Below are 18,909 nucleotides of genomic sequence, written 5' to 3'. Positions count from 1 at the left end.
ATTATGACCAAAACTCGACTTGTTGCCGATAGTATGGGCGAAATGGAAATACCTGAGCATGCTTTGTACGGTGCCCAAACTCAACGAGCGATTAACAATTTTCCGGTCAGCGGACAAACCATGCCTGAAGCATTTATCCGCGCCTTAATTACGGTTAAGCAAAGTGCGGCCAAAGCCAACGCTAAGCTCGACTTATTGACTAATGATATGGCGGCGGCAATTGTTAAGGCCGGTGATGAGCTGTTAACTGACAGCAACCTAATGCAGCATTTTCCGGTTGATGTATATCAAACTGGCTCTGGTACCAGTTCAAATATGAATGCCAATGAGGTTATTGCAACACTTGCTAGCAAACACCTCAACGACACTGTTGGCGCTAATGATCACGTTAACTACGGTCAAAGCAGCAACGATGTGATTCCGACCACTATTCACGTTAGTAGCGCTATTGCTTTGCATGAACAACTGTTGCCGGGGCTGCGTTATTTGGTTGAAGTGATTGAACAAAAAGCTCAGTCAGTGGACCACTTCGTCAAAACCGGTCGTACTCACTTGATGGATGCAATGCCAGTGCGTATGAGCCAAAGTTTACTGGCATGGGCTAACCAATTGAAAGCACATATTGCGCAATTAGAAGCAATGCAAGCAAGTGTTCAAACACTGGCTCAGGGCGGCACAGCGGTTGGTACTGGTATTAACGCGCATCCTGAATTTGCTGATGAATTTGCCAATCAGCTTAGTGATATGACTCAGATAACATTTACAAAAGCGGATGACTTTTTCCCGCTCATTGGTTCGCAAGATACCATTGTTAGCTTATCTGGGCAGTTAAAAGCCGTTGCTGTTAGCATCATGAAAATTGCTAATGACTTGCGTTGGATGAACTCTGGTCCGTTAGCGGGCTTAGGTGAAATTGAGTTGGAAGCGCTGCAACCGGGCTCATCGATTATGCCGGGTAAAGTGAATCCAGTGATTCCTGAAGCGGCAACCATGGTGGCGGCACAAGTTATCGGTAACGATACTGCGATTACCGTTGGTGGCCAAGCGGGTAACTTTGAACTCAATGTAATGCTGCCGATGATCGCTAACAATGTCTTGGCGAGCATTGAAAGCTTGGCAAATATTTCATACTTATTGGCAGACAAGGCGATTGCAACCTTTGTCGTTAAAGAAGATAAAATAAAACAAGCACTGGCGAAAAACCCGATTTTAGTCACTGCGCTTAACCCCATTATTGGTTACTTAAAAGCGGCAGAAATCGCTAAGCTGGCTTACAAGGAAGGTCGAGCAATTATTGACGTTGCTGCCCAGCACACAGACTTATCGGTAGAGCAATTAACTGAACTGCTCGAACCAGCAAAACTAACGGAAGGCGGTATTAACTAAGCGTTTTTATTTTCTTGACAGCTAAACCACCTACTTTAGTAGTTGGTCATTGTTAAAAAGGCTATGCCTGAAATATCTACTCATGTTACATCCTCGTTTGATTTTTAGCGAAGTCAAATAGGAGACTAACATGAGTAGATATGAGCAAGCATCGCACGTATTTTGGCGGTGTCAATATCATATAGTTTGGACACCGAAGTATCGGTTTAGAATATTGAAGAATAATATTGGTAAGGATGTTTACCGATTTATTCATATTTATTGCGATAAGCTTGGTGTAAAAGTGATGGAGTTAAATGTACAAATAGACCATGTACATATAGTCGTTAAAGTCCCACCGAAGTTATCAATTTCTCAATTGATGGGATGTTTAAAGGGAAGGTTAGCCTTAAAGCTATTCAATAAATATCCGCACTTACGTAAGAATAAAGCATGGGGTGGTCGTTTTTGGCAACGAGGCTATTTCGTTGACTCTGTAGGTATTAACGAAGAAATCATCAGGCGTTATGTACGGCATCAAGACAAGATGGAGAAACAAGAAGAGAAACGTCAATTACATTTACTAGGATAACTCAGCCCCCTTGTTTAGGGGGCTTACGCAAAGCCACCTTCTTTAGAAGGTGGATTCTTTACTTTATTGTATTTGTTGTCTATCACTGTTTGTTTGCTACCCGCATAGGTGCCGGTTTTTATTGGCTTGGCACCGTAAAGTTGGCAACTACTGGTAAGTGGTCAGAAATAGCACGGGCGCTACCGTGGATAACAAAATGTTCACCTAGCTTTAGTTTCGGTGAATAAAAAATGTAGTCGATGGTGCGATCTGGCGTCCGCTGAGGATCGTCTGCGGGCATATAAGTTCGCCAGTTGGCTTGGTCTGCGCCGGTAATTTGCTGGCGAGAAGGAATCGACGGATACTTTGCTAGCATAGGCGTCAGTTCACTGCCTAAGCTGTTGTAATAAGCTTGATGTTGCGGAGCTAAGTGGTTAAAAGCACTTTTACTAGCCAACAAGTTTAAATCGCCAGCCAGTAACCAAGCGCTATTTTGCTGATCCAACCGCTCAGTTAATGTGAGTAGTTTAGCCACCTGCCTGACCATGGTATCACTGCCTTGGGCAAAGGCACTGAGGTGAGTGTGAAGCACGTGTAAGTTGTTGCCGTTGGCAATAGGTAAAATCAGCTCTTGCACGGCACGCTTTAGGTTGAACTGACGAGTAATAATATCATCACTGGTGATTTCAGGGAGCTTGTGCCTTATTGCTCGGTCAATGGGGTACTTTGAAAATGCCACTAATTTCATGCCCGCTCGCCCCATCACTTTTGGGTGTGGAACAAAACTCGCGCGCCAATAAAAACTGTCTGTTTGATAGGGATAGTGCTCTGCTAGCCATTGGTTAAGCATGGCTTGTTGGTCGGTATGGTGGGTGCGAGCTGCGTTGTCATCAATCTCTTGCAGCAAAACAATATCGGGGTTTTGCTCAAGAATGACATTGGCTACTTTTGATGTTATTTCCTGAACCCGTGTTAAAGATGGCCATTGGTCATCACCATCATCGTAAAAAAAGTGGTTATCACTATTGCCGGCCATAAATTGAACATTCCAGCTTAACACTTTTATATTTTGTCCGGGCTTTAATACTGGTGATGTCTGTGAATGACCTTTGCTAACAACGGCTTCGTCTTGCTGTTCACTCGGATGGAAGGTTGAGAAGTAGACCCAAGCGAGAAACCCCAAGATCAGTGCGATTAACGCTAGAGTAATGTTTTTGAATATTGTTTTTATGGTGGTTGTTGTATTAGTCACGTGTTTATCTGACTTATCTAATATTGCGCGTTAGCGAAAAAACTGTGCTGGTAAGCCTAAACTAATTAAATGACAAATATAAGAAAATTATGTACTGACATAGTAAGCGATTTGTCGTGCGACAAATCGCTTTAAAGGTTGTAGTATTATTAGCTGTAAGGGCAAGTCATCGGCTTATTGGTGTGCTGCTTTTGTAATATGCCATTAAATGTTTCCTCTATGCTTTCTATTGCATAGCTAAACTGAGTTTCTAGTGTATATTTAAATACCCACATTTCTCTAGCATGATTTAACGTACAGTGATCTGCAAATGCTCCAGAATACAAAACTTCCAAAACTTCGGTTCTCATATTTTCATGTTTAAGCAGCTTAATAAACCCTACTCTTTGCTCCGCTTTAACAATAAAAATGAGTTGCATTAAATTTAGTGCCACAACTAAAAATATTGAGGTAATAAAAACTAAGCTTGAGACAAACACAATAGTCATATTTTTTTTAGTCATCTTAATTCCTTAAAGAGTAACAATAAACTGAATGAGCTGAGTTAGAGTCTGCACAATAGTAGCGTCACTTCATGAGTTAAATACTCAGTATAGTGATTATAGTATTTTTTCGTTATTTAAATAGGTTATCTGATAAGAGTATTCTTTCATTCTACCTTAAAGAACTTTGTACATCCTTGCATCAAAAAATCAGCAATGATGAAGGTCTCCCTTTATATATAAGATTTTTCACTCGATGGTGATCAAATAAGCTTGCTTAAAAAATTGCCAAAATAAAATAGTATTAATCGCGGTTACTCAAAAAATTAACAGCTTAACCTTCCCTGTTTTAGAGGTAGCGGTTAATCAAAACTACGGTCAATATAATCGGGCTTTTGCTCTGGTGATTTAGCTTGCGCGCGTTTTATGGCGATCGATTGATTTTTACCAAGGATGACTTTTATTTGATAATAAAACTCTCGAAATAACGCCGAACCGGCACTTGACCACCAAGATTGGTTATAGAGCTTTTTAGCGGCGGCGAGAGCATCTGGAGAAGACTGTAAAAGCTGCTCGGCAAGCTGGTATGCGCGCTCAAGCGGTTGTTGGTGAATTTCGGTGACTAGACCAAGTTTTAGCGCTTCATCGGCGTAGACCATGCGCCCAGTCATAGCCAATTCTTTTAATTGATCCGCTCTCAGTAGTTCTTTGAAGGCTAATGTACCGCCCATATCGGGAATTAGTCCCCAACGAGCTTCTAAAATCGACATATCAATATCTGGTCCGGCAATGCGAAAATCGCCGCCCATCGCGATTTGTAAACCGCCACCCCAGCATTTGCCGTGCAGGGCAAAAATAACAGGCACCGACACATCACGCCATGCGGTTGATACCCGCTGAGCCAAATTAGCGCGGCTTGGCCACCACTTAAACAAGAGCTTTAAAAAGTTGGTTTTGTCTTGAAAAACAGACTTAACATCAAGACCTGTGCAAAAGTTTTTGCCATGACCACGGACGATTACTACTCTAACTTGCTTATTTTTCGACAAATTTTTAGCAGTATTAGCAATCGCGTGAAACATTGCCATATCGAGGGCGTTGTATTTATCAGCGCGATTGAGACTAACAAGAGCAATTTGGTTTTCGTCAATTTCAACGGTTACCCGCGGAGCAGGCAAGTTGGTTGACTGGCTCTCTTGGGGGGCCTTGTCGGTCTCCATATCGGTTTTGAGTTTTGAATCCATTTGAGTTTCTGCATTGCTCTTGTGTGGTCATACCAGATACCTTAATGCAAAATCGCAAAAATTAAAAGCGTGGTTTAGCGCCGGCTTTTGACATACAATTATCAATAACAATAATTAAAAAACAAAGTCAGTATGGCTGCTTGGGATAAATATGAGTCAATTCTTTTACGTTCATCCAGATAACCCACAGGGGCGCTTAATCAAACAAGCGGTCGATATGATTCACCAAGGGGCTGTTATCGTTTATCCCACTGACTCGGGTTATGCGCTGGGTTGCCACATGGGCGATAAAAAAGCACTTGAACGCATTTGCCAAATTCGCAATATCGACATGGATCACGACTTTGCATTGGTTTGTCGCGATGTTTCAGAGCTTTCAGAGTATGCCAAAGTAGATAACACCGCCTTCCGCTTGATGAAAAATAACACCCCGGGCGCTTACACTTTTATCTTTAAGGCGACCAAGGAAGTACCGCGTCGACTAATGAATCCAAAGAAGAAGACCATAGGTATTCGCATCCCGGACAACGCCATCGCCCAAGCCTTGCTTGAAGAGCTAAACGAGCCATTAATTTCAACCACTTTAATTATGCCGGGCGCCGATATGGCAGAATACGATCCTGAGCACATTCGAGATATTTTGGAGCGCCGTGTTGATTTAATTCTCAACGGTGGCTACCTAGGTGAAAAGCCAACCACTGTGATTGATTTTTCCGAAGGTGATGTCGACATTATTCGCGTTGGTGAAGGCGACTCTGCGCCGTTTGAATAGCGGCTCGGAGGTTTTATCTTTCGCTTTATTGTTGGTAAGAGAAATAAGCGCTAAATGCCATGACGGAAAAAAGTAGCACTAAAGCAAATAAGGCTGCTCCAACTAAGTCTGAGCCAAACAAATCTGAGTCAAATAAGGCTGATTCAAAAAAGCATGAGATGGTGCAGCAAGAGTTGCCGCTCGCTTTTATCCGTGGTGAAGCTTATATCGAAAAACCGCAAGACTTATTTATTCCCCCAGATGCCCTTGAGATTATTTTAGAAGCTTTTGAAGGGCCACTCGACTTACTGCTATATCTTATCCGCAAGCAAAAATTCGATATTATTGATTTACCGATCGCGCCAATTACTGAGCAATATATGCAATATGTTGAGGTGATGAAGTCGTTAAAGCTAGAGTTAGCCGCAGAATACCTGGTGATGGCGGCGATTTTAGCTGAAATAAAATCACGACTACTGTTGCCCAAACAAGCCGTTGACGACGATGAAGTAGATCCGAGAGCAGAGTTAGTGCGGCGTTTACAAGAGTACGAAGTGATTAAAGATGCCGCCGAACAGCTAGACCAGTTGCCAAGAGCAGAGCGCGACTTTTTTCCTGCTCACGCTGGTTTGCCGACTAACTTTGCCGTGAATAGCCCAGAGCCTGAAGTTGCATTGCAAGACTTAGTGGCAGCACTGCAAGATGTGCTAAAACGCAGCGAAGCATTTGAACATCACCATATTCATCGCGAAAGTTTATCGACTCGGGCGCGAATGAGTGATATTTTAGCGCGCCTCAACCAAGCACAGGTATCGCAGCAGGGGCCAGAAGACCATCAGTCGCCTTCAAATCAGGGCAATTTTATTGAATTTAGTCAGCTGTTCACCGTGACCGAAGGCCGTCAAGGTGTGGTAGTGACTTTTCTTGCCATATTAGAGTTGGTTAAAGAGTCTTTGATTGAATGTGTGCAAGCGTTGCCGTTTGGTGCTATTCAAGTCAGGCTTAAACAAATTCAACAGGCATCATCAGTACTTGAATTGGGAGCAGCAGGTTGAGTGACAGCGATTTAATTGGCAGCACTATTAATGAAAACACTGGCACTAAGAATAGTGGCACTGTCAGTGACAAGGCCAAGCGAATAACTGCGCCTAAGCTGAAAAAATTGCTAGAAGCTGCGCTTTTTGTCGCGAATAAAGCGATGTCTAAGCAGCAACTTAGGCAAACGGTGTTAGTTGATTATCAGGTCAGCCAGCAGGCGCTAAACAAAGCGCTAAAGGCACTGCAAGACGACTATCAAGATCGCGGTATCGAATTGGTTGAAACCGCCTCTGGTTATCGCTTTCAGGCTGTTGTTGAACACTCTGCCGAACTTGGTAATTTGTTTCAAGAACGAGCACCTAAGTACTCAAGAGCTCTGCTCGAAACCTTGGCATTAATTGCCTATAAGCAACCGATTACTCGCGGTGAAATTGAAGAAATTCGCGGAGTTGCCGTAAGTAGCTATATAATAAAGACGTTGCAAGAGCGCCAGTGGATTAAAGTGGTTGGTCACAAAGAAGTACCGGGGCGACCGTCGCTTTACGGCACAACCAAGGCATTTTTAGATTATTTTGCCTTAAAGTCATTAGCTCAATTGCCTGAGTTAATGCCGATAAACGAGATATCGTTAGTCGATATCGACTCATTAGCCCAAGACAGTTAAACAGAAGTCAGAGAGCATTGTGCTCTCTTAACCAGCGTTCAAGTAAACGAACAAAGAGTGACAAACCAATGTCAGAAAAATTACAGAAAGTGCTTGCCCGTGCGGGTAAAGGTTCTCGTCGAGAAATGGAAACGGTGATTAGTGCCGGACGAGTCAGTGTTGACGGCAAGGTTGCCTATTTAGGTGATCGCGTTGAAGGCACTGAGCAAATTCGCCTCGACGGTCATTTGGTTAAACTCAAAACAGAAGAAGAGCAAGTTTGTCGGGTGTTGATGTACAACAAGCCTGAAGGTGAAATGTGTACGCGAAAAGATCCAGAAGGTCGACCAACCGTATTTGACCGTTTGCCGCCACTTGAAAGCGGCCGCTGGATTGCCGTTGGCCGTTTGGATATCAATACCCAGGGCATGTTATTGTTCACCACTGACGGTGAATTGGCCAACCGCTTAATGCATCCATCGCGCAAGGTTGAACGGGAATACGCGGTTCGGGTATTTGGCGAGGTTGATGAAGCCATGCTGCAACGTTTGCGCAAAGGGGTCAAACTCGAAGATGGCCCAGCCAAGTTCAATAAAATTGTCTATCGCGGTGGTGAAGGCCGTAACCACTGGTTCCACGTTGTTTTAACCGAAGGGCGCAACCGAGAAGTTCGACGCTTGTGGGAAAGCCAAGACGTGCAAGTGAGTCGTCTTATTCGTGTCCGTTATGGCGATTTAGATATGCAACGTCAGTTGCCGCTCGGTGGTTGGACTGAGCTAGGATTAAAAGATGTCAATTACTATCGCAAGTTGGTCGAACTAACTCCTGAAACTCAGTCTAAAGTTAAGGTTGATGACAAAGCGATTGATAATGCCAAAAGCCGACGAATTCGTCGGTCGGTTAAAAAACATCACATGCGTCATCAGCAATCTATGCGTCGTCGCCGTAACTAGCAGACATTGTTTATTGTTGAGCACAAGTTTGTAGCGTGGGTATGATGTTTATACCCATAGATAAATTCAGTTGGTAGGTGGCTACCGACTTGAGTTACGAATCAATCACTAGATCACAGAGTAGTAATGGATCATATTTATATCACCGAACAAGGCCAGCTAGTTGAGTTGTGTCAACAGTATCAACGCGCTGAGGTTTTAGTTATTGATACCGAGTTTGTCAGAACTCGAACCTTGTACCCTAGATTAGGGCTGTTACAAGCATACGACGGCAACACGCTCGCACTGATTGATCCGGTTGCTCTCGACGACTTAATCCCTTTTTGGCAATTGTTAGAAAATAGTGAGGTTCGCAAAGTACTACACGCGTGCTCTGAAGATCTCGAAGTTTTTTTACATACGGGCAAGGTTAAGCCGAGCAACCTGATTGACAGTCAAATTATGATGGCCTTTTTGGGGCATGGCATTTCAGTTGGCTATGCGGCAATGGTTAAGCACTTTTTGGCGATAGAATTGGATAAATCAGAGTCGCGTACCGATTGGACCAAAAGGCCTTTGTCAGACAAACAGTTGCGCTACGCCGCCGCCGATGTTGAGCACTTGTTTACCTTGTACCCGAAATTGTTGGCTCAGTTATCCGACGCCGGTTGGTTAGCAGCAGCTGAACAAGAGAGCGAGGCGTTAGTTAATCGCAAATTTACGCCAACCGATGAAAGTCAGCTATATCAAACGGTGAAAATGGCGTGGCGTTTGCGCCCTGAGCAGTTAAATCGACTACAACATCTGGCATTATGGCGATACCAACAAGCGCAAAAACGCGACTTGCCGCTGGGCTTTGTCGCTAAAGATCACACCTTGTTGGCATTGGCACAGTATAATCCCAAAAGTGTTGGTGCAATGGCGGGATTAGAAGGTGCTGAAGTACAGGATATTCGCCATAAAGGCAAAGCCATGTTAACTGTGTTAAAAGCAGCGAATCAGGCGCCAGCTGACACTTATCCGCCGAGAATTGTTCGTTTAGACCAATATCCGGGTTATAAGCAAACTTACAAACGCTTGAAAGAGTTTTTGCAACAAATTGCTCAAGAGCACCAGTTGGCGATGGAAAATTTGTCCTCGAAAAAACAAATGAATCAGTTTTTATCGTGGCACTACAAAATTAATAATGCCGATAAAGCGCCTGAGCAGGTTGATTTAATTCAAGGTTGGCGCGCCCAATTACTCGCCGAGCGACTGACTGATTTTGCCAATAACAAGTTTATCGGCTAAGGGTAAATTGTCGCTATGGTGTGTTATAGTGGCGACGTTTAATCTGTTATTAAAAAGAGTGATTAAAGAGTTTTATGTTAACTGCTGTTTATCGAAGCCCTAAAAAAGAGCAAACCTATTTATTTGTCGAAAAGCGCGATGATTTTTCGCGAGTTCCAGATGCCTTATTAGCGAAGTTTGGCACACCGCAATTGGTGACTATGGTCAATTTAGCCAATCGCGATAAATTAGCACTGGCAGATATTGATAAAGTGAAAACAAACCTTACTGAACAAGGTTTTTACTTGCAGTTGCCACCGCCAAAAGAAGATTTGTTAGCCGATCACAAAAAACAGCTAGGCATTGAACAAGACTAGTGTTTTCGGTTTAACTCATACTTATACAAAATAGTTAGTTATTCGATATTTTCCCTGAACTAGAAGAGAGTTCTCAATGAAAAAATTTGTTCGTTCATGTCTACACCTAGTTGCTTGTTTAAGTGTATTTTCGATGACTTCGGTACAAGCAGCGCAGGAAAATTCTGATAAACCGAGCTTTGAGCAATATATTGAACAAATTAAACAAGAAGCGTTAAGCAAAGGTTTTAGTCAACAGTTACTCGATAGCAGTTTTGCGAAAGTGAAATACCACAAGCGAGCGGTAGTTGCCGATCGCAATCAGCCAGAGAAAGTTGAAACTCTCGATACTTACTTACCCAAGCGCGTACCTAAGTGGAAAGTTAACCGAGCTCGTAAGCTCTACAAGCAACACCGTCAGTTATTGACTGAAGTAGGCGAAAAATATGGCGTTCAACCAAGATTTATTGTCGCACTTTGGGGACTAGAGACTAACTTTGGCAAGATTATGGGCAATTACAATGTTGTTTCGGCGTTGTCGACACTTGCCTATGAAGGCCGCCGTGAAGCCTTTTTCAAAAAGCAACTTTTTGCCGCGTTAACTATTCTTGACCAAGGCCATATTCAAATTGACCAAATGAAGGGCTCTTGGGCCGGCGCTATGGGTCAAAACCAATTTATGCCAACCTCGTTTTTAAGCTACGCGGTTGACGGTGATGGCGATGGCAAAAAAGACATTTGGGGCAATCAAGCCGATGTCTTTGCGTCAATGGCTAACTATTTAAAATCAGAAGGTTGGAACGACGACTTAACGTGGGGACGACAAGTTAAATTACCTGCTGACTTTGACACTGATTTAGCGATTCCTAAAAATACCGGTAGTCGTAAAAACTGGCTAAAAGCGTGGGCTAATACCGAGAAAACCCTTGCCCAATGGCAAGCGTTGGGCGTTCGCCGCACCGATGGTAGCAATTTGCCGCAAGTGGATATTAAAGCTGCCTTGGTTTTCCCTGATGACGCAAATGGTCGTGCGTATTTAGCTTATGACAACTACAAAAGCTTGATGCACTGGAATTTGTCGTACTATTTTGTCAGTTCGGTTGGTCACTTGTCTGATCAAATCAAGTATCCGCCAGTGCGCTAATTGATAGCTATGACCAATTCTGAAAATAGCCAACCATTTTGGCAACGTAAAACCCTCGCTGAGATGACTCGCACAGAGTGGGAGTCATTGTGTGATGGCTGTGCTAAGTGTTGTTTGCACAAGTTTATTGATGATGATGCAATTGATGAAAGCAATGATTTAGCGCCGACAGATTACATTGAAGATAACGAGCACATGGTCTATTCAAGTATTGCTTGCTATTTGCTCAACGATAAAACCTGCAGTTGCAGCAAGTATCAAGAGCGAACAGTCTTAGTACCTGATTGTGTTCGTTTGACTCAAGACAACCTCGACGACGTCTTTTTTATGCCACCGAGTTGCACCTACCGCCGTATACAAGAAGGGCGTGGCTTGCCATCGTGGCATCCGTTATTACACAAAGGAAAAAAATCCGCCATGCACAAAGCCGGAATGTCAGTGCGTGGTAAAATCGTTAAGGATGATCAAGTGTCACTTGACGATTTTGAAGACTATATTGTCACTTGGCCACTGAACGACCTCGATTAGTCTTTTATCTATGTAACTCAATAGGCCAATCAGTTGACCTGTTAGGCCACTTAATTTCCTACCTCAATGCTCAAATTGCTCTCGCTAACTTCGAAGTCATCGAGGTTGTAGCCGCTTAGCTAATGATATCATTAGCTTTTATTGTTTAATATCGCAGTATTTTTAGCGTGAATAGTAAATAAAAGCTTATTTTATCTTCTTTATCCTCTCGTTTTTGTTAATTTAGTCTTTGTTATATAAGCACTTTTCATTCTATATTCGATAAAGCATTTAGACATAACTGAATACCTCTTTCTAATTAATGGGGTTAGTGATAGAAGTATAAGTGTTGAAAAACAACGCAATAACAATGCAATAAAAATATAACAGCAATAATAAAACGTGATGATGAGGTTGATATGATCATAGGTATTCCAAAGGAATCGCTGGCGGGGGAGAATCGCGTCGCGGCTTCGCCAAGTTCCGTTAAAGCCTTGATAAAATTAGGCTTTGAAGTGCAAGTCCAATCTGCCGCAGGTAATAAGGCAAGCTTTGCTAATCAAGATTACCTCGATGCTGGCGCTAGTATTGTCAAAGAGGCTGATGTTTGGCAGTCGGACGTTATTTACAAAGTAAATGCGCCGTCTGATGAAGAGTGTGATGCTATTAAAGATGGCGCAACCTTGGTGAGCTTTCTCGCTCCTGCGCAAAGCCCAGAACTGTTAGAAAAATTAAAAGCTAAACAAGTAAACAGTTTAGCCATGGAAATGGTGCCTAGAATGACCCGCTCGCAGTCATTAGATGCACTCAGTTCAATGGCTAATATTGCTGGTTACCGAGCGGTTATAGAAGCAACGCACCATTTTGGCCGCTTTTTAACAGGTCAAATTACTGCAGCGGGTAACTTACCGCCAGCTAAAGTGATGATTATTGGTGCTGGTGTTGCAGGTCTTGCTGCAATTGGTACCGCCGGTAGTTTGGGTGCAATTGTGCGCGCGTTTGACACCCGTCCAGAAGTAAAAGAACAAATCGAGAGTATGGGGGCAGAATTCCTCGAACTCGACTTTGAAGAGGAAGATACAGGTTCAGGTGATGGTTACGCCAAAGAAATGAGCCAAGCCTTTATTGATGCTGAAATGGCCTTGTTTGCTGAACAAGCTAAAGACGTTGATATTATCATCACCACGGCGATGATTCCGGGTAAGCCGGCGCCTAAGCTGATCACCGAAGAAATGGTCAAGTCAATGAAACCGGGTAGTGTTATCGTTGATTTAGCGGCTGCTGGTGGCGGTAACTGTGAATTGACTAAACCGGGCAAAGTGAGCAAAGTTGAAGGCGTGACTATTATTGGTTACACCGACTTAGTATCGAGACTGCCAAATCAGTCATCTCAGCTTTACGCCAACAACCTCGTCAACTTAACCAAATTGTTATCACCAAACAAAGATGGCGATATCAATATCGATTTTGACGATCAAGTATTGCGCAACATGACAGTGGTTAAAGATGGCGAAATTACTTTCCCACCACCACCAATTCAAGTCAGCGCAGCACCGGCTAAACCTGCACCAAAACCTGAAGTTAAAGCAGAGCCTGAACCAGAACAGCCAGCTTCTAGCACTAAAAAACACGTCGCTATGGCGGTTGCTGGTGGTTTATTTGCGTGGATTGCTAACGTTGCACCAGCAGATTTCCTCTCGCATTTCACTGTATTTGTTTTGGCGTGTGTTGCCGGTTATCACTTAGTTTGGAACGTTACTCATGCCTTGCACACACCGTTAATGAGTGTCACCAATGCTATTTCGGGCATTATCGTTGTGGGTGCGTTATTGCAAATCGGCAACGATAGTTTGTTGATTCAAGTATTGGCCGGTATCGCGGTCTTGATCGCAACCATTAATATTGTCGGTGGCTTTACCGTTACTAATCGCATGTTAAAAATGTTCCAGAAGAAGTAGGAGAGCAGCATGGAATTTTCTCAAGGTTTAATCAGTGCTGCTTACATCATTGCGGCGTTATTATTTATCATGAGTTTGGGTGGTTTAAGTAAACAAGAGTCTGCTCAAAACGGTAACTGGTATGGCATTGTTGGTATGTCGATCGCACTAATTGCGACCATTGCTGACCCGCGTGTGAGTAATGTTGGCGTAATCATCGTGGCTGTCGCCATTGGTGGCGCTATTGGTTTTCGCTTAGCGAAAAAAGTTGAAATGACAGAGATGCCTGAGCTGGTCGCTATTTTACACAGCTTTGTTGGCTTAGCGGCGGTGTTAGTTGGCTTTAACAGTTATTTTGAAGCCCACGCTCACGTTTTACCTGTGTTAACCGATGAACAGCGAATCGCTCAAAACATCCATTTAACGGAAGTGTTTTTAGGCGTATTTATTGGCGCCGTAACGTTTACCGGTTCAATTGTCGCCTTTGGTAAGTTGCGCGGTTTGATTAACTCAGCAGCGTTAATGTTACCGAACCGCCACAAAATGAACTTAGCGGCGGGAGTGGTCAGTTTCTTATTGATGATCAACTTTGTTAGCAATGGCGGTGGTAATTTTGAACTGTTCTTAATGACGGCAATTGCTTTAGTGTTCGGTTGGCACTTAGTGGCTTCAATCGGTGGTGCTGATATGCCCGTAGTGGTTTCAATGCTTAACTCTTACTCAGGTTGGGCAGCAGCAGCAGCGGGCTTTATGCTGAGCAATGACTTGTTAATTGTCACTGGTGCCCTAGTTGGTTCTTCAGGTGCTATTTTGTCATACATCATGTGTAAGGCGATGAACCGTTCGTTTATCAGTGTAATCGCGGGTGGTTTCGGTACCGACGTAACAGTTGATACTGATGTTGACTACGGTGAGCACGTTGAAATTCAAGCTGATGGCGTTGCTGATATGTTAGCCAATGCTAAGTCAGTGATTATCACCCCAGGTTACGGTATGGCGGTGGCACAAGCACAGTACCCAGTGTACGAGCTAACCCAAAAGCTTAAAGCAAAGGGCGTTGAAGTGCGCTTTGGTATTCACCCTGTAGCGGGTCGCTTACCTGGTCACATGAACGTATTACTTGCCGAAGCGAAAGTGCCTTACGATATCGTATTGGGTATGGAAGAAATCAACGAAGACTTTGGCGAAACTGACGTAGTACTTGTCATTGGTGCTAACGATACTGTGAACCCGGCAGCATCTGAAGACCCAGGTAGCCCAATCGCCGGTATGCCAGTACTTGAAGTGTGGAACGCTAAAAACGTGATTGTCTTTAAACGTTCAATGAGCACAGGTTATGCGGGTGTCCAAAACCCATTATTCTTTAAGGACAACAGCCAAATGTTGTTTGGTGATGCTAAAGAAAGTGTTGAGAAAATTAGTCAGCACTTGAGTTAAATCACTAGCAGGCATTTAAGCCTAAAAAACTAACTCTCAAAAGCCAAGCCGAGTTGTTATGACTCGGCTTTTTTATTTCTATCAACTTGTCATCAATTTCTCGTACTAGTGTGTATTTGCGCGTAACTTTCTTGGCGTAACGCTGATTTGTAATTAGATATATTGAGTTAAATTATTCATTACTCGGCAATTTTGTTAGCATTGCGGTTTTATTGTATTTAGCGATTATTCAAGGCGGCGTGTTTCATGGGTTCCCTAATCGAAACTTGGGTTGGTACCATCAATGGTTATTTGTGGGGCAGTGTTTTAGTTTACTTACTGTCTGCTTGCGGGATTTGGTTTACCTTGAGGCTTAAAGGACTTCAGTTTCGACATTTTGGTCACATGTTTGGTCTGCTCAAGGGGAGTCGAGCGAGCTCTAGTGAGGGCATCTCTTCATTTCAAGCCTTGTGTACAACCGTAGCGGCACGAGTGGGCACAGGTAATTTAATGGGCGTTGCAGTTGCGATCACTCTTGGCGGTGCAGGTGCGGTGTTTTGGATGTGGTTAATTGCCTTACTCGGAATGGCGACCGCTTATGCCGAAAGCACACTCGGTCAGCTCTACAAAGAAAAAGACGAGTTTGGCAACTTTCGCGGTGGCCCTGCTTATTACATGCGCAAAGGGCTTAACAGTAAATTTCTAGCAGTTGGTTTTTCGCTGTGTTTGTTTTTTGGCTATGGTTTTGTGTTTAGTTCAGTGCAAGCAAATTCAATTACTGACGCGTTTAATGGTTCATATGGCATTGAACCGCTCACAACCGGTATTGTGATTACCATACTTGCGGGGTTAGTTATTTTTGGTGGCTTGCGCAATATTGCTCGCTTTGCTGAATTAGCTGTGCCGTTTATGGGCGTTGCCTATATTTTAGTGGTCAGTTATGTCTTGCTACTCAATGCCAGTGCCTTACCCGATATTTTTATGCAGATAGTGCGCTCTGCCATTGGTTTACAGGAAGCTGGTGGTGGCTTAGTCGGTGCCGCCATTGTTCACGGTGTGAAACGCGGTTTGTATTCCAATGAAGCAGGTATGGGCAGTGCGCCTAATGCGGCGGCGGCAGCGGTGCCGTTTCCCAATCATCCGGCTTCTCAAGGCTATGTACAAATGTTTGCCGTGTTTTTCGACACTATCGTGATTTGTTCTTGTACGGCGTTTTTAATTTTGTTGGCTGACGATACTAGCGCACAGGGTATTCAATTAACCCAACAAGCGCTAGTTCAGCAAGTGGGGGCGTGGGGCAGTGACTTTGTTACCTTTGCCATTATGTTATTTGCTTTCACGTCGATTGTTGCGAACTATGCGTATGCCGATAACAACTTGAAATACTTAGGCTTAGATCACAAGTGGGGCCATTTACTGTTGAAAGTAGGCTTTTTGGCCATGTTAATTTTTGGCTCGCAGGCGTCATTAGGCCAAGTTATCGCATTGGCGGACATGTCGACCGGGCTTATGACTTTGTTCAATGTCACCGCACTGTTTTTACTTTCTAAAGTGCTTATTGCAATCAGTAAAAACTATCACGAGCAATTAAAGCAAGGGCGCTTGCCACAATACCAAGCCAGCGAACAAGAAGAGCAAAGCTTTAACTTGACCAAAAATATTTGGCGTTAACTAAGCGCAGTATCTATTGTTCGCATTTTTAGCAAATCGGCGTATAATCACGCGCCCCATCGATAATGGTTGTTAATTTGAGGTGGGATGCGTGAGATAACTGGCTTAACGAATAAATAGGTTGAATAAAGATGAGTGTTGATACGATTGGTTTACATGCGGATTTGCTGACGGCAGTTAAGCAATGTGGCTATAAAAATTTAACACCGATTCAGCAAAAGGCGATTCCGCTTATTCGCAAAGGCCACGATATTCTAGCAAGTGCGCAAACAGGCACAGGTAAAACTGCTGCTTTTGCCTTGCCGATTATTGATCAAATTATCCGTCAGGAGCCACAAACGGCTAATGCTCCGAAAGCACTTGTACTTGCGCCAACCCGCGAGTTAGCTCAGCAAGTTGCCGATAATATCGTTGAATATTGCCAGTTCTCATCGTTAAAAGTTGCCGTAGTTTACGGTGGTGTTGGTATGGCAAGTCAAAGCCAGCAGCTAAAAGCCGGTGTCGATATCTTGGTAGCAACGCCGGGCCGTTTACTCGAACACTTGGAGCTGCGCAATGTTCAACTCAGCCAAGTAAAATATTGGGTCTTGGACGAAGCTGATCGCATGCTTGATATGGGTTTTTTAACCGATATTGAACGTTTGGCTAGTCATATTAAACACAGTAAGCAAATGCTCATGTTTTCAGCGACCTTTTCCAACAAGGTTAAAACATTAGCTAAGCAATTGCTCAATACGCCAAAAACCATTGAAGTGGCGAAGCAAAACACCACCGCAGGTAAAGTTAAACAGCAAGTGTATTGGGTGTTGGAAGCGCGCAAGCGCGAGTTGTTATCTGAAATTATTGGCGTTAACAACTGGCAGCAAGTGTTAGTGTTTGCGGGAACACGGGAAAGTGCCAATCAACTGGCAAAAGAGCTCAAGCTCGACGGTATTAAAACGGCGCTTTGTCACGGAGATGTTTCCCAAGGTGGTCGCAATAAAGCACTACAGCAATTTGCTGAGGGCAGTATTCGAGTTTTGGTGGCAACGGATGTTGCAGCACGTGGTTTAGATATTGCCGATTTACCTTATGTAGTTAATTATCACTTGCCGTTTTTAGCTGAGGATTATGTCCACCGAGTAGGCCGCACCGGTCGTGCTGGTAAATCTGGTGTTGCTATTTCGCTGGTAAGCCCGAAAGATGAAAAATTCCTCGGTAACATTGAACGTTTGATTGGTCGCAGGTTTGAGCGCATTGTCATGCCGGGTTATGAATTTAGCCAAGAGCAGGCAGTTGACGAAGCCAAAGCTCATAGCAAAGAAGCACAAAGTAAAAACCGCTATCGCGCTACCCAAGATAAGAATCGAGCGATAGCTAAAAAGCAAAGCTTAAAACAAGCAGCGACCAAAAAGGGTAAGAAAAAAGCCTCGGGTAAGCCTGCTAAAAGCAAAAAAGCAAAGCGCTAATTGTCGAAATAGGTCTGCACAAATTGGCTAAATACGTGTAGACGCTTTGATTGACTGAGTAACTGAGGGTGAAGTAGATAAATACTGCGCTGCTCAGTTTTACACTCGGGTAATACTTTGATCAATGTGCCAGCGTCGATCTCATTGGCAATAGTGTAGTCTGGCTGCTTGATAATGCCTTGTCCTTGAAGTGCATGTGCAACCAATTGACGATTATCGTTGGTTGCCAACCAACCGTTTACGTCAACTTCTCGATCATCTAACCACCACAGGGTACGACTGTTCCACGACAAGCATTGATGTTCACTTAACTCTGCAACGGAAGTTGGAGCGCCATACTGATTGATATAACTTGGCGCAGCGCAGCAAATATGTTGATAATCAAATAGTTTTTTCGCAACCATATTCTGCGGTGGTTGATTTGTCGCCCGAAAAGCAAGGTCAAAATCACTTCGATGCAAATCAAAGTTGGTGTAACTAATGTCGATGGCAAATTCAATATTAGGATAACGGTTTTTAAATTGCTGACAAATGTCGAACAAATAGCATTGGGCAAATTGTTGAGGCGCAGTAATTTTAATCTGGCCGCTAATTTGAGTGATGTCTTCGCGGGTTTTTCTGTTTAGTGTCAGTAGCACTTGTTTAATTTCGGCCATACTTGCTAAGACATTTTGTCCCGCCTGAGTGAGTTTGACACTTCTGGTAGACCGCACTAACAACACTGTACCGAGTTCTTGCTCGAGCACTTTTATTTGATGAGACAAATGGCCGCGCGAAATATTGAGAAAATCTGCCGCTTTGGTAAAGCTTAGCTGTTTTGCGACTTCACTAAACAGCATTAATCGTTCGAGCTTTTTGTGCTCTTGTTGTTTGAGCATATGAT

Annotated in this window: 18 protein-coding genes; 14 read left to right on the top strand and 4 right to left on the bottom strand. The window is 43.5% G+C overall.

Annotation, left to right across the window (positions count from 1 at the left end; translation table 11 throughout):
- The first annotated feature begins 3 nt into the window (after positions 1–3).
- The gene (locus J7384_RS13930) at positions 4–1,386 is read left to right on the top strand and encodes a class II fumarate hydratase (RefSeq protein ID WP_209115022.1); all 1,383 of its coding nucleotides are present in this window, start codon (positions 4–6) and stop codon (positions 1,384–1,386) included.
- Between the two features lie 130 nt (positions 1,387–1,516).
- Complete coding sequence (gene tnpA, locus J7384_RS13925) at positions 1,517–1,957, top strand: IS200/IS605 family transposase (RefSeq protein ID WP_209113617.1); 441 nt, start codon at positions 1,517–1,519, stop codon at positions 1,955–1,957.
- A 118-nt stretch (positions 1,958–2,075) separates the two neighbouring features.
- On the opposite strand, the gene J7384_RS13920 is transcribed toward tnpA, so the two are convergent.
- The 3 genes from J7384_RS13920 to J7384_RS13910 all read right to left on the bottom strand — a co-directional run bounded on the left by J7384_RS13920 (position 2,076) and on the right by J7384_RS13910 (position 4,914).
- Positions 2,076–3,188 carry an endonuclease/exonuclease/phosphatase family protein gene (locus tag J7384_RS13920; protein ID WP_209115021.1) on the bottom strand — a complete coding sequence of 371 codons (1,113 nt, stop codon included), beginning with the start codon at positions 3,186–3,188 and terminating at the stop codon, positions 2,076–2,078.
- A gap of 149 nt (positions 3,189–3,337) precedes the next feature.
- On the bottom strand, positions 3,338–3,691 hold the full coding sequence (locus J7384_RS13915) for a hypothetical protein (protein WP_209115020.1): 354 nt from the start codon (positions 3,689–3,691) through the stop codon (positions 3,338–3,340).
- Between the two features lie 341 nt (positions 3,692–4,032).
- Positions 4,033–4,914 (bottom strand): crotonase/enoyl-CoA hydratase family protein, encoded by an 882-nt coding sequence (locus J7384_RS13910; protein ID WP_209115019.1) that lies wholly within the window; start codon positions 4,912–4,914, stop codon positions 4,033–4,035.
- Positions 4,915–5,065: 151 nt separating this feature from the next.
- Between J7384_RS13910 and J7384_RS13905 the strand changes: the two genes are divergently transcribed.
- The 12 genes from J7384_RS13905 to J7384_RS13850 all read left to right on the top strand — a co-directional run bounded on the left by J7384_RS13905 (position 5,066) and on the right by J7384_RS13850 (position 18,026).
- Positions 5,066–5,686 carry an L-threonylcarbamoyladenylate synthase gene (locus tag J7384_RS13905; protein ID WP_209115018.1) on the top strand — a complete coding sequence of 207 codons (621 nt, stop codon included), beginning with the start codon at positions 5,066–5,068 and terminating at the stop codon, positions 5,684–5,686.
- A gap of 59 nt (positions 5,687–5,745) precedes the next feature.
- Positions 5,746–6,720: a ScpA family protein gene (locus J7384_RS13900; RefSeq protein ID WP_247741800.1), complete on the top strand. Its 975-nt coding sequence runs from the start codon at positions 5,746–5,748 to the stop codon at positions 6,718–6,720.
- On the top strand, positions 6,717–7,367 hold the full coding sequence (scpB, locus tag J7384_RS13895; RefSeq protein WP_209115017.1) for an SMC-Scp complex subunit ScpB: 651 nt from the start codon (positions 6,717–6,719) through the stop codon (positions 7,365–7,367). Before J7384_RS13900 ends, scpB begins: the two co-directional genes overlap by 4 nt.
- Before the next feature lie 68 nt (positions 7,368–7,435).
- A complete protein-coding gene (gene rluB / locus J7384_RS13890) occupies positions 7,436–8,299 on the top strand; it encodes a 23S rRNA pseudouridine(2605) synthase RluB (protein WP_209115016.1) in 864 nt (287 codons plus the stop codon).
- 126 nt (positions 8,300–8,425) lie between these two features.
- The gene (rnd, locus tag J7384_RS13885) at positions 8,426–9,568 is read left to right on the top strand and encodes a ribonuclease D (RefSeq protein ID WP_209115015.1); all 1,143 of its coding nucleotides are present in this window, start codon (positions 8,426–8,428) and stop codon (positions 9,566–9,568) included.
- Between the two features lie 74 nt (positions 9,569–9,642).
- Positions 9,643–9,924 (top strand): YcgL domain-containing protein, encoded by a 282-nt coding sequence (locus tag J7384_RS13880; protein WP_209115014.1) that lies wholly within the window; start codon positions 9,643–9,645, stop codon positions 9,922–9,924.
- Positions 9,925–10,000: 76 nt separating this feature from the next.
- The gene (locus J7384_RS13875) at positions 10,001–11,047 is read left to right on the top strand and encodes a lytic murein transglycosylase (protein ID WP_209115012.1); all 1,047 of its coding nucleotides are present in this window, start codon (positions 10,001–10,003) and stop codon (positions 11,045–11,047) included.
- A 9-nt stretch (positions 11,048–11,056) separates the two neighbouring features.
- On the top strand, positions 11,057–11,575 hold the full coding sequence (locus J7384_RS13870; protein ID WP_209115011.1) for a YcgN family cysteine cluster protein: 519 nt from the start codon (positions 11,057–11,059) through the stop codon (positions 11,573–11,575).
- Positions 11,576–11,973: 398 nt separating this feature from the next.
- Positions 11,974–13,512 (top strand): Re/Si-specific NAD(P)(+) transhydrogenase subunit alpha, encoded by a 1,539-nt coding sequence (locus J7384_RS13865; protein WP_209115010.1) that lies wholly within the window; start codon positions 11,974–11,976, stop codon positions 13,510–13,512.
- A gap of 9 nt (positions 13,513–13,521) precedes the next feature.
- On the top strand, positions 13,522–14,928 hold the full coding sequence (gene pntB, locus J7384_RS13860; RefSeq protein WP_209115009.1) for a Re/Si-specific NAD(P)(+) transhydrogenase subunit beta: 1,407 nt from the start codon (positions 13,522–13,524) through the stop codon (positions 14,926–14,928).
- 246 nt (positions 14,929–15,174) lie between these two features.
- Positions 15,175–16,578, top strand: coding sequence for an alanine/glycine:cation symporter family protein (locus J7384_RS13855; protein WP_209115008.1), 1,404 nt, complete (start codon positions 15,175–15,177; stop codon positions 16,576–16,578).
- Between the two features lie 131 nt (positions 16,579–16,709).
- Positions 16,710–18,026, top strand: coding sequence for a DEAD/DEAH box helicase (locus J7384_RS13850; protein ID WP_209115007.1), 1,317 nt, complete (start codon positions 16,710–16,712; stop codon positions 18,024–18,026).
- Here the strand turns inward: J7384_RS13850 and J7384_RS13845 are convergent.
- Positions 18,023–18,904: a LysR family transcriptional regulator gene (locus J7384_RS13845; protein ID WP_209115006.1), complete on the bottom strand. Its 882-nt coding sequence runs from the start codon at positions 18,902–18,904 to the stop codon at positions 18,023–18,025. The genes J7384_RS13850 and J7384_RS13845 overlap by 4 nt on opposite strands.
- Positions 18,905–18,909: the final 5 nt, after the last annotated feature.

Source organism: Endozoicomonas sp. G2_1, assembly GCF_017744155.1.
Lineage (GTDB): Bacteria > Pseudomonadota > Gammaproteobacteria > Enterobacterales > Alteromonadaceae > JAGHQT01.
The sequence above is the reverse complement of the archived record's forward strand: the minus strand, read 5'-3'. Positions and strand labels throughout refer to the sequence as shown.

Coding starts and splice junctions, on each gene's coding strand:
- rnd (WP_209115015.1), top strand. CDS start 8,426: ATGGATCATATTTATATCACCGAACAAGGCCAGCTAGTTGAGTTGTGT.
- J7384_RS13930 (WP_209115022.1), top strand. CDS start 4: ATGACCAAAACTCGACTTGTTGCCGATAGTATGGGCGAAATGGAAATA.
- rluB (WP_209115016.1), top strand. CDS start 7,436: ATGTCAGAAAAATTACAGAAAGTGCTTGCCCGTGCGGGTAAAGGTTCT.
- J7384_RS13910 (WP_209115019.1), bottom strand. CDS start 4,914: ATGGATTCAAAACTCAAAACCGATATGGAGACCGACAAGGCCCCCCAA.
- J7384_RS13905 (WP_209115018.1), top strand. CDS start 5,066: ATGAGTCAATTCTTTTACGTTCATCCAGATAACCCACAGGGGCGCTTA.
- J7384_RS13845 (WP_209115006.1), bottom strand. CDS start 18,904: ATGCTCAAACAACAAGAGCACAAAAAGCTCGAACGATTAATGCTGTTT.
- tnpA (WP_209113617.1), top strand. CDS start 1,517: ATGAGTAGATATGAGCAAGCATCGCACGTATTTTGGCGGTGTCAATAT.
- J7384_RS13880 (WP_209115014.1), top strand. CDS start 9,643: ATGTTAACTGCTGTTTATCGAAGCCCTAAAAAAGAGCAAACCTATTTA.
- J7384_RS13875 (WP_209115012.1), top strand. CDS start 10,001: ATGAAAAAATTTGTTCGTTCATGTCTACACCTAGTTGCTTGTTTAAGT.
- J7384_RS13900 (WP_247741800.1), top strand. CDS start 5,746: ATGACGGAAAAAAGTAGCACTAAAGCAAATAAGGCTGCTCCAACTAAG.
- J7384_RS13855 (WP_209115008.1), top strand. CDS start 15,175: ATGGGTTCCCTAATCGAAACTTGGGTTGGTACCATCAATGGTTATTTG.
- J7384_RS13915 (WP_209115020.1), bottom strand. CDS start 3,691: ATGACTAAAAAAAATATGACTATTGTGTTTGTCTCAAGCTTAGTTTTT.
- pntB (WP_209115009.1), top strand. CDS start 13,522: ATGGAATTTTCTCAAGGTTTAATCAGTGCTGCTTACATCATTGCGGCG.
- J7384_RS13850 (WP_209115007.1), top strand. CDS start 16,710: ATGAGTGTTGATACGATTGGTTTACATGCGGATTTGCTGACGGCAGTT.
- J7384_RS13865 (WP_209115010.1), top strand. CDS start 11,974: ATGATCATAGGTATTCCAAAGGAATCGCTGGCGGGGGAGAATCGCGTC.
- J7384_RS13870 (WP_209115011.1), top strand. CDS start 11,057: ATGACCAATTCTGAAAATAGCCAACCATTTTGGCAACGTAAAACCCTC.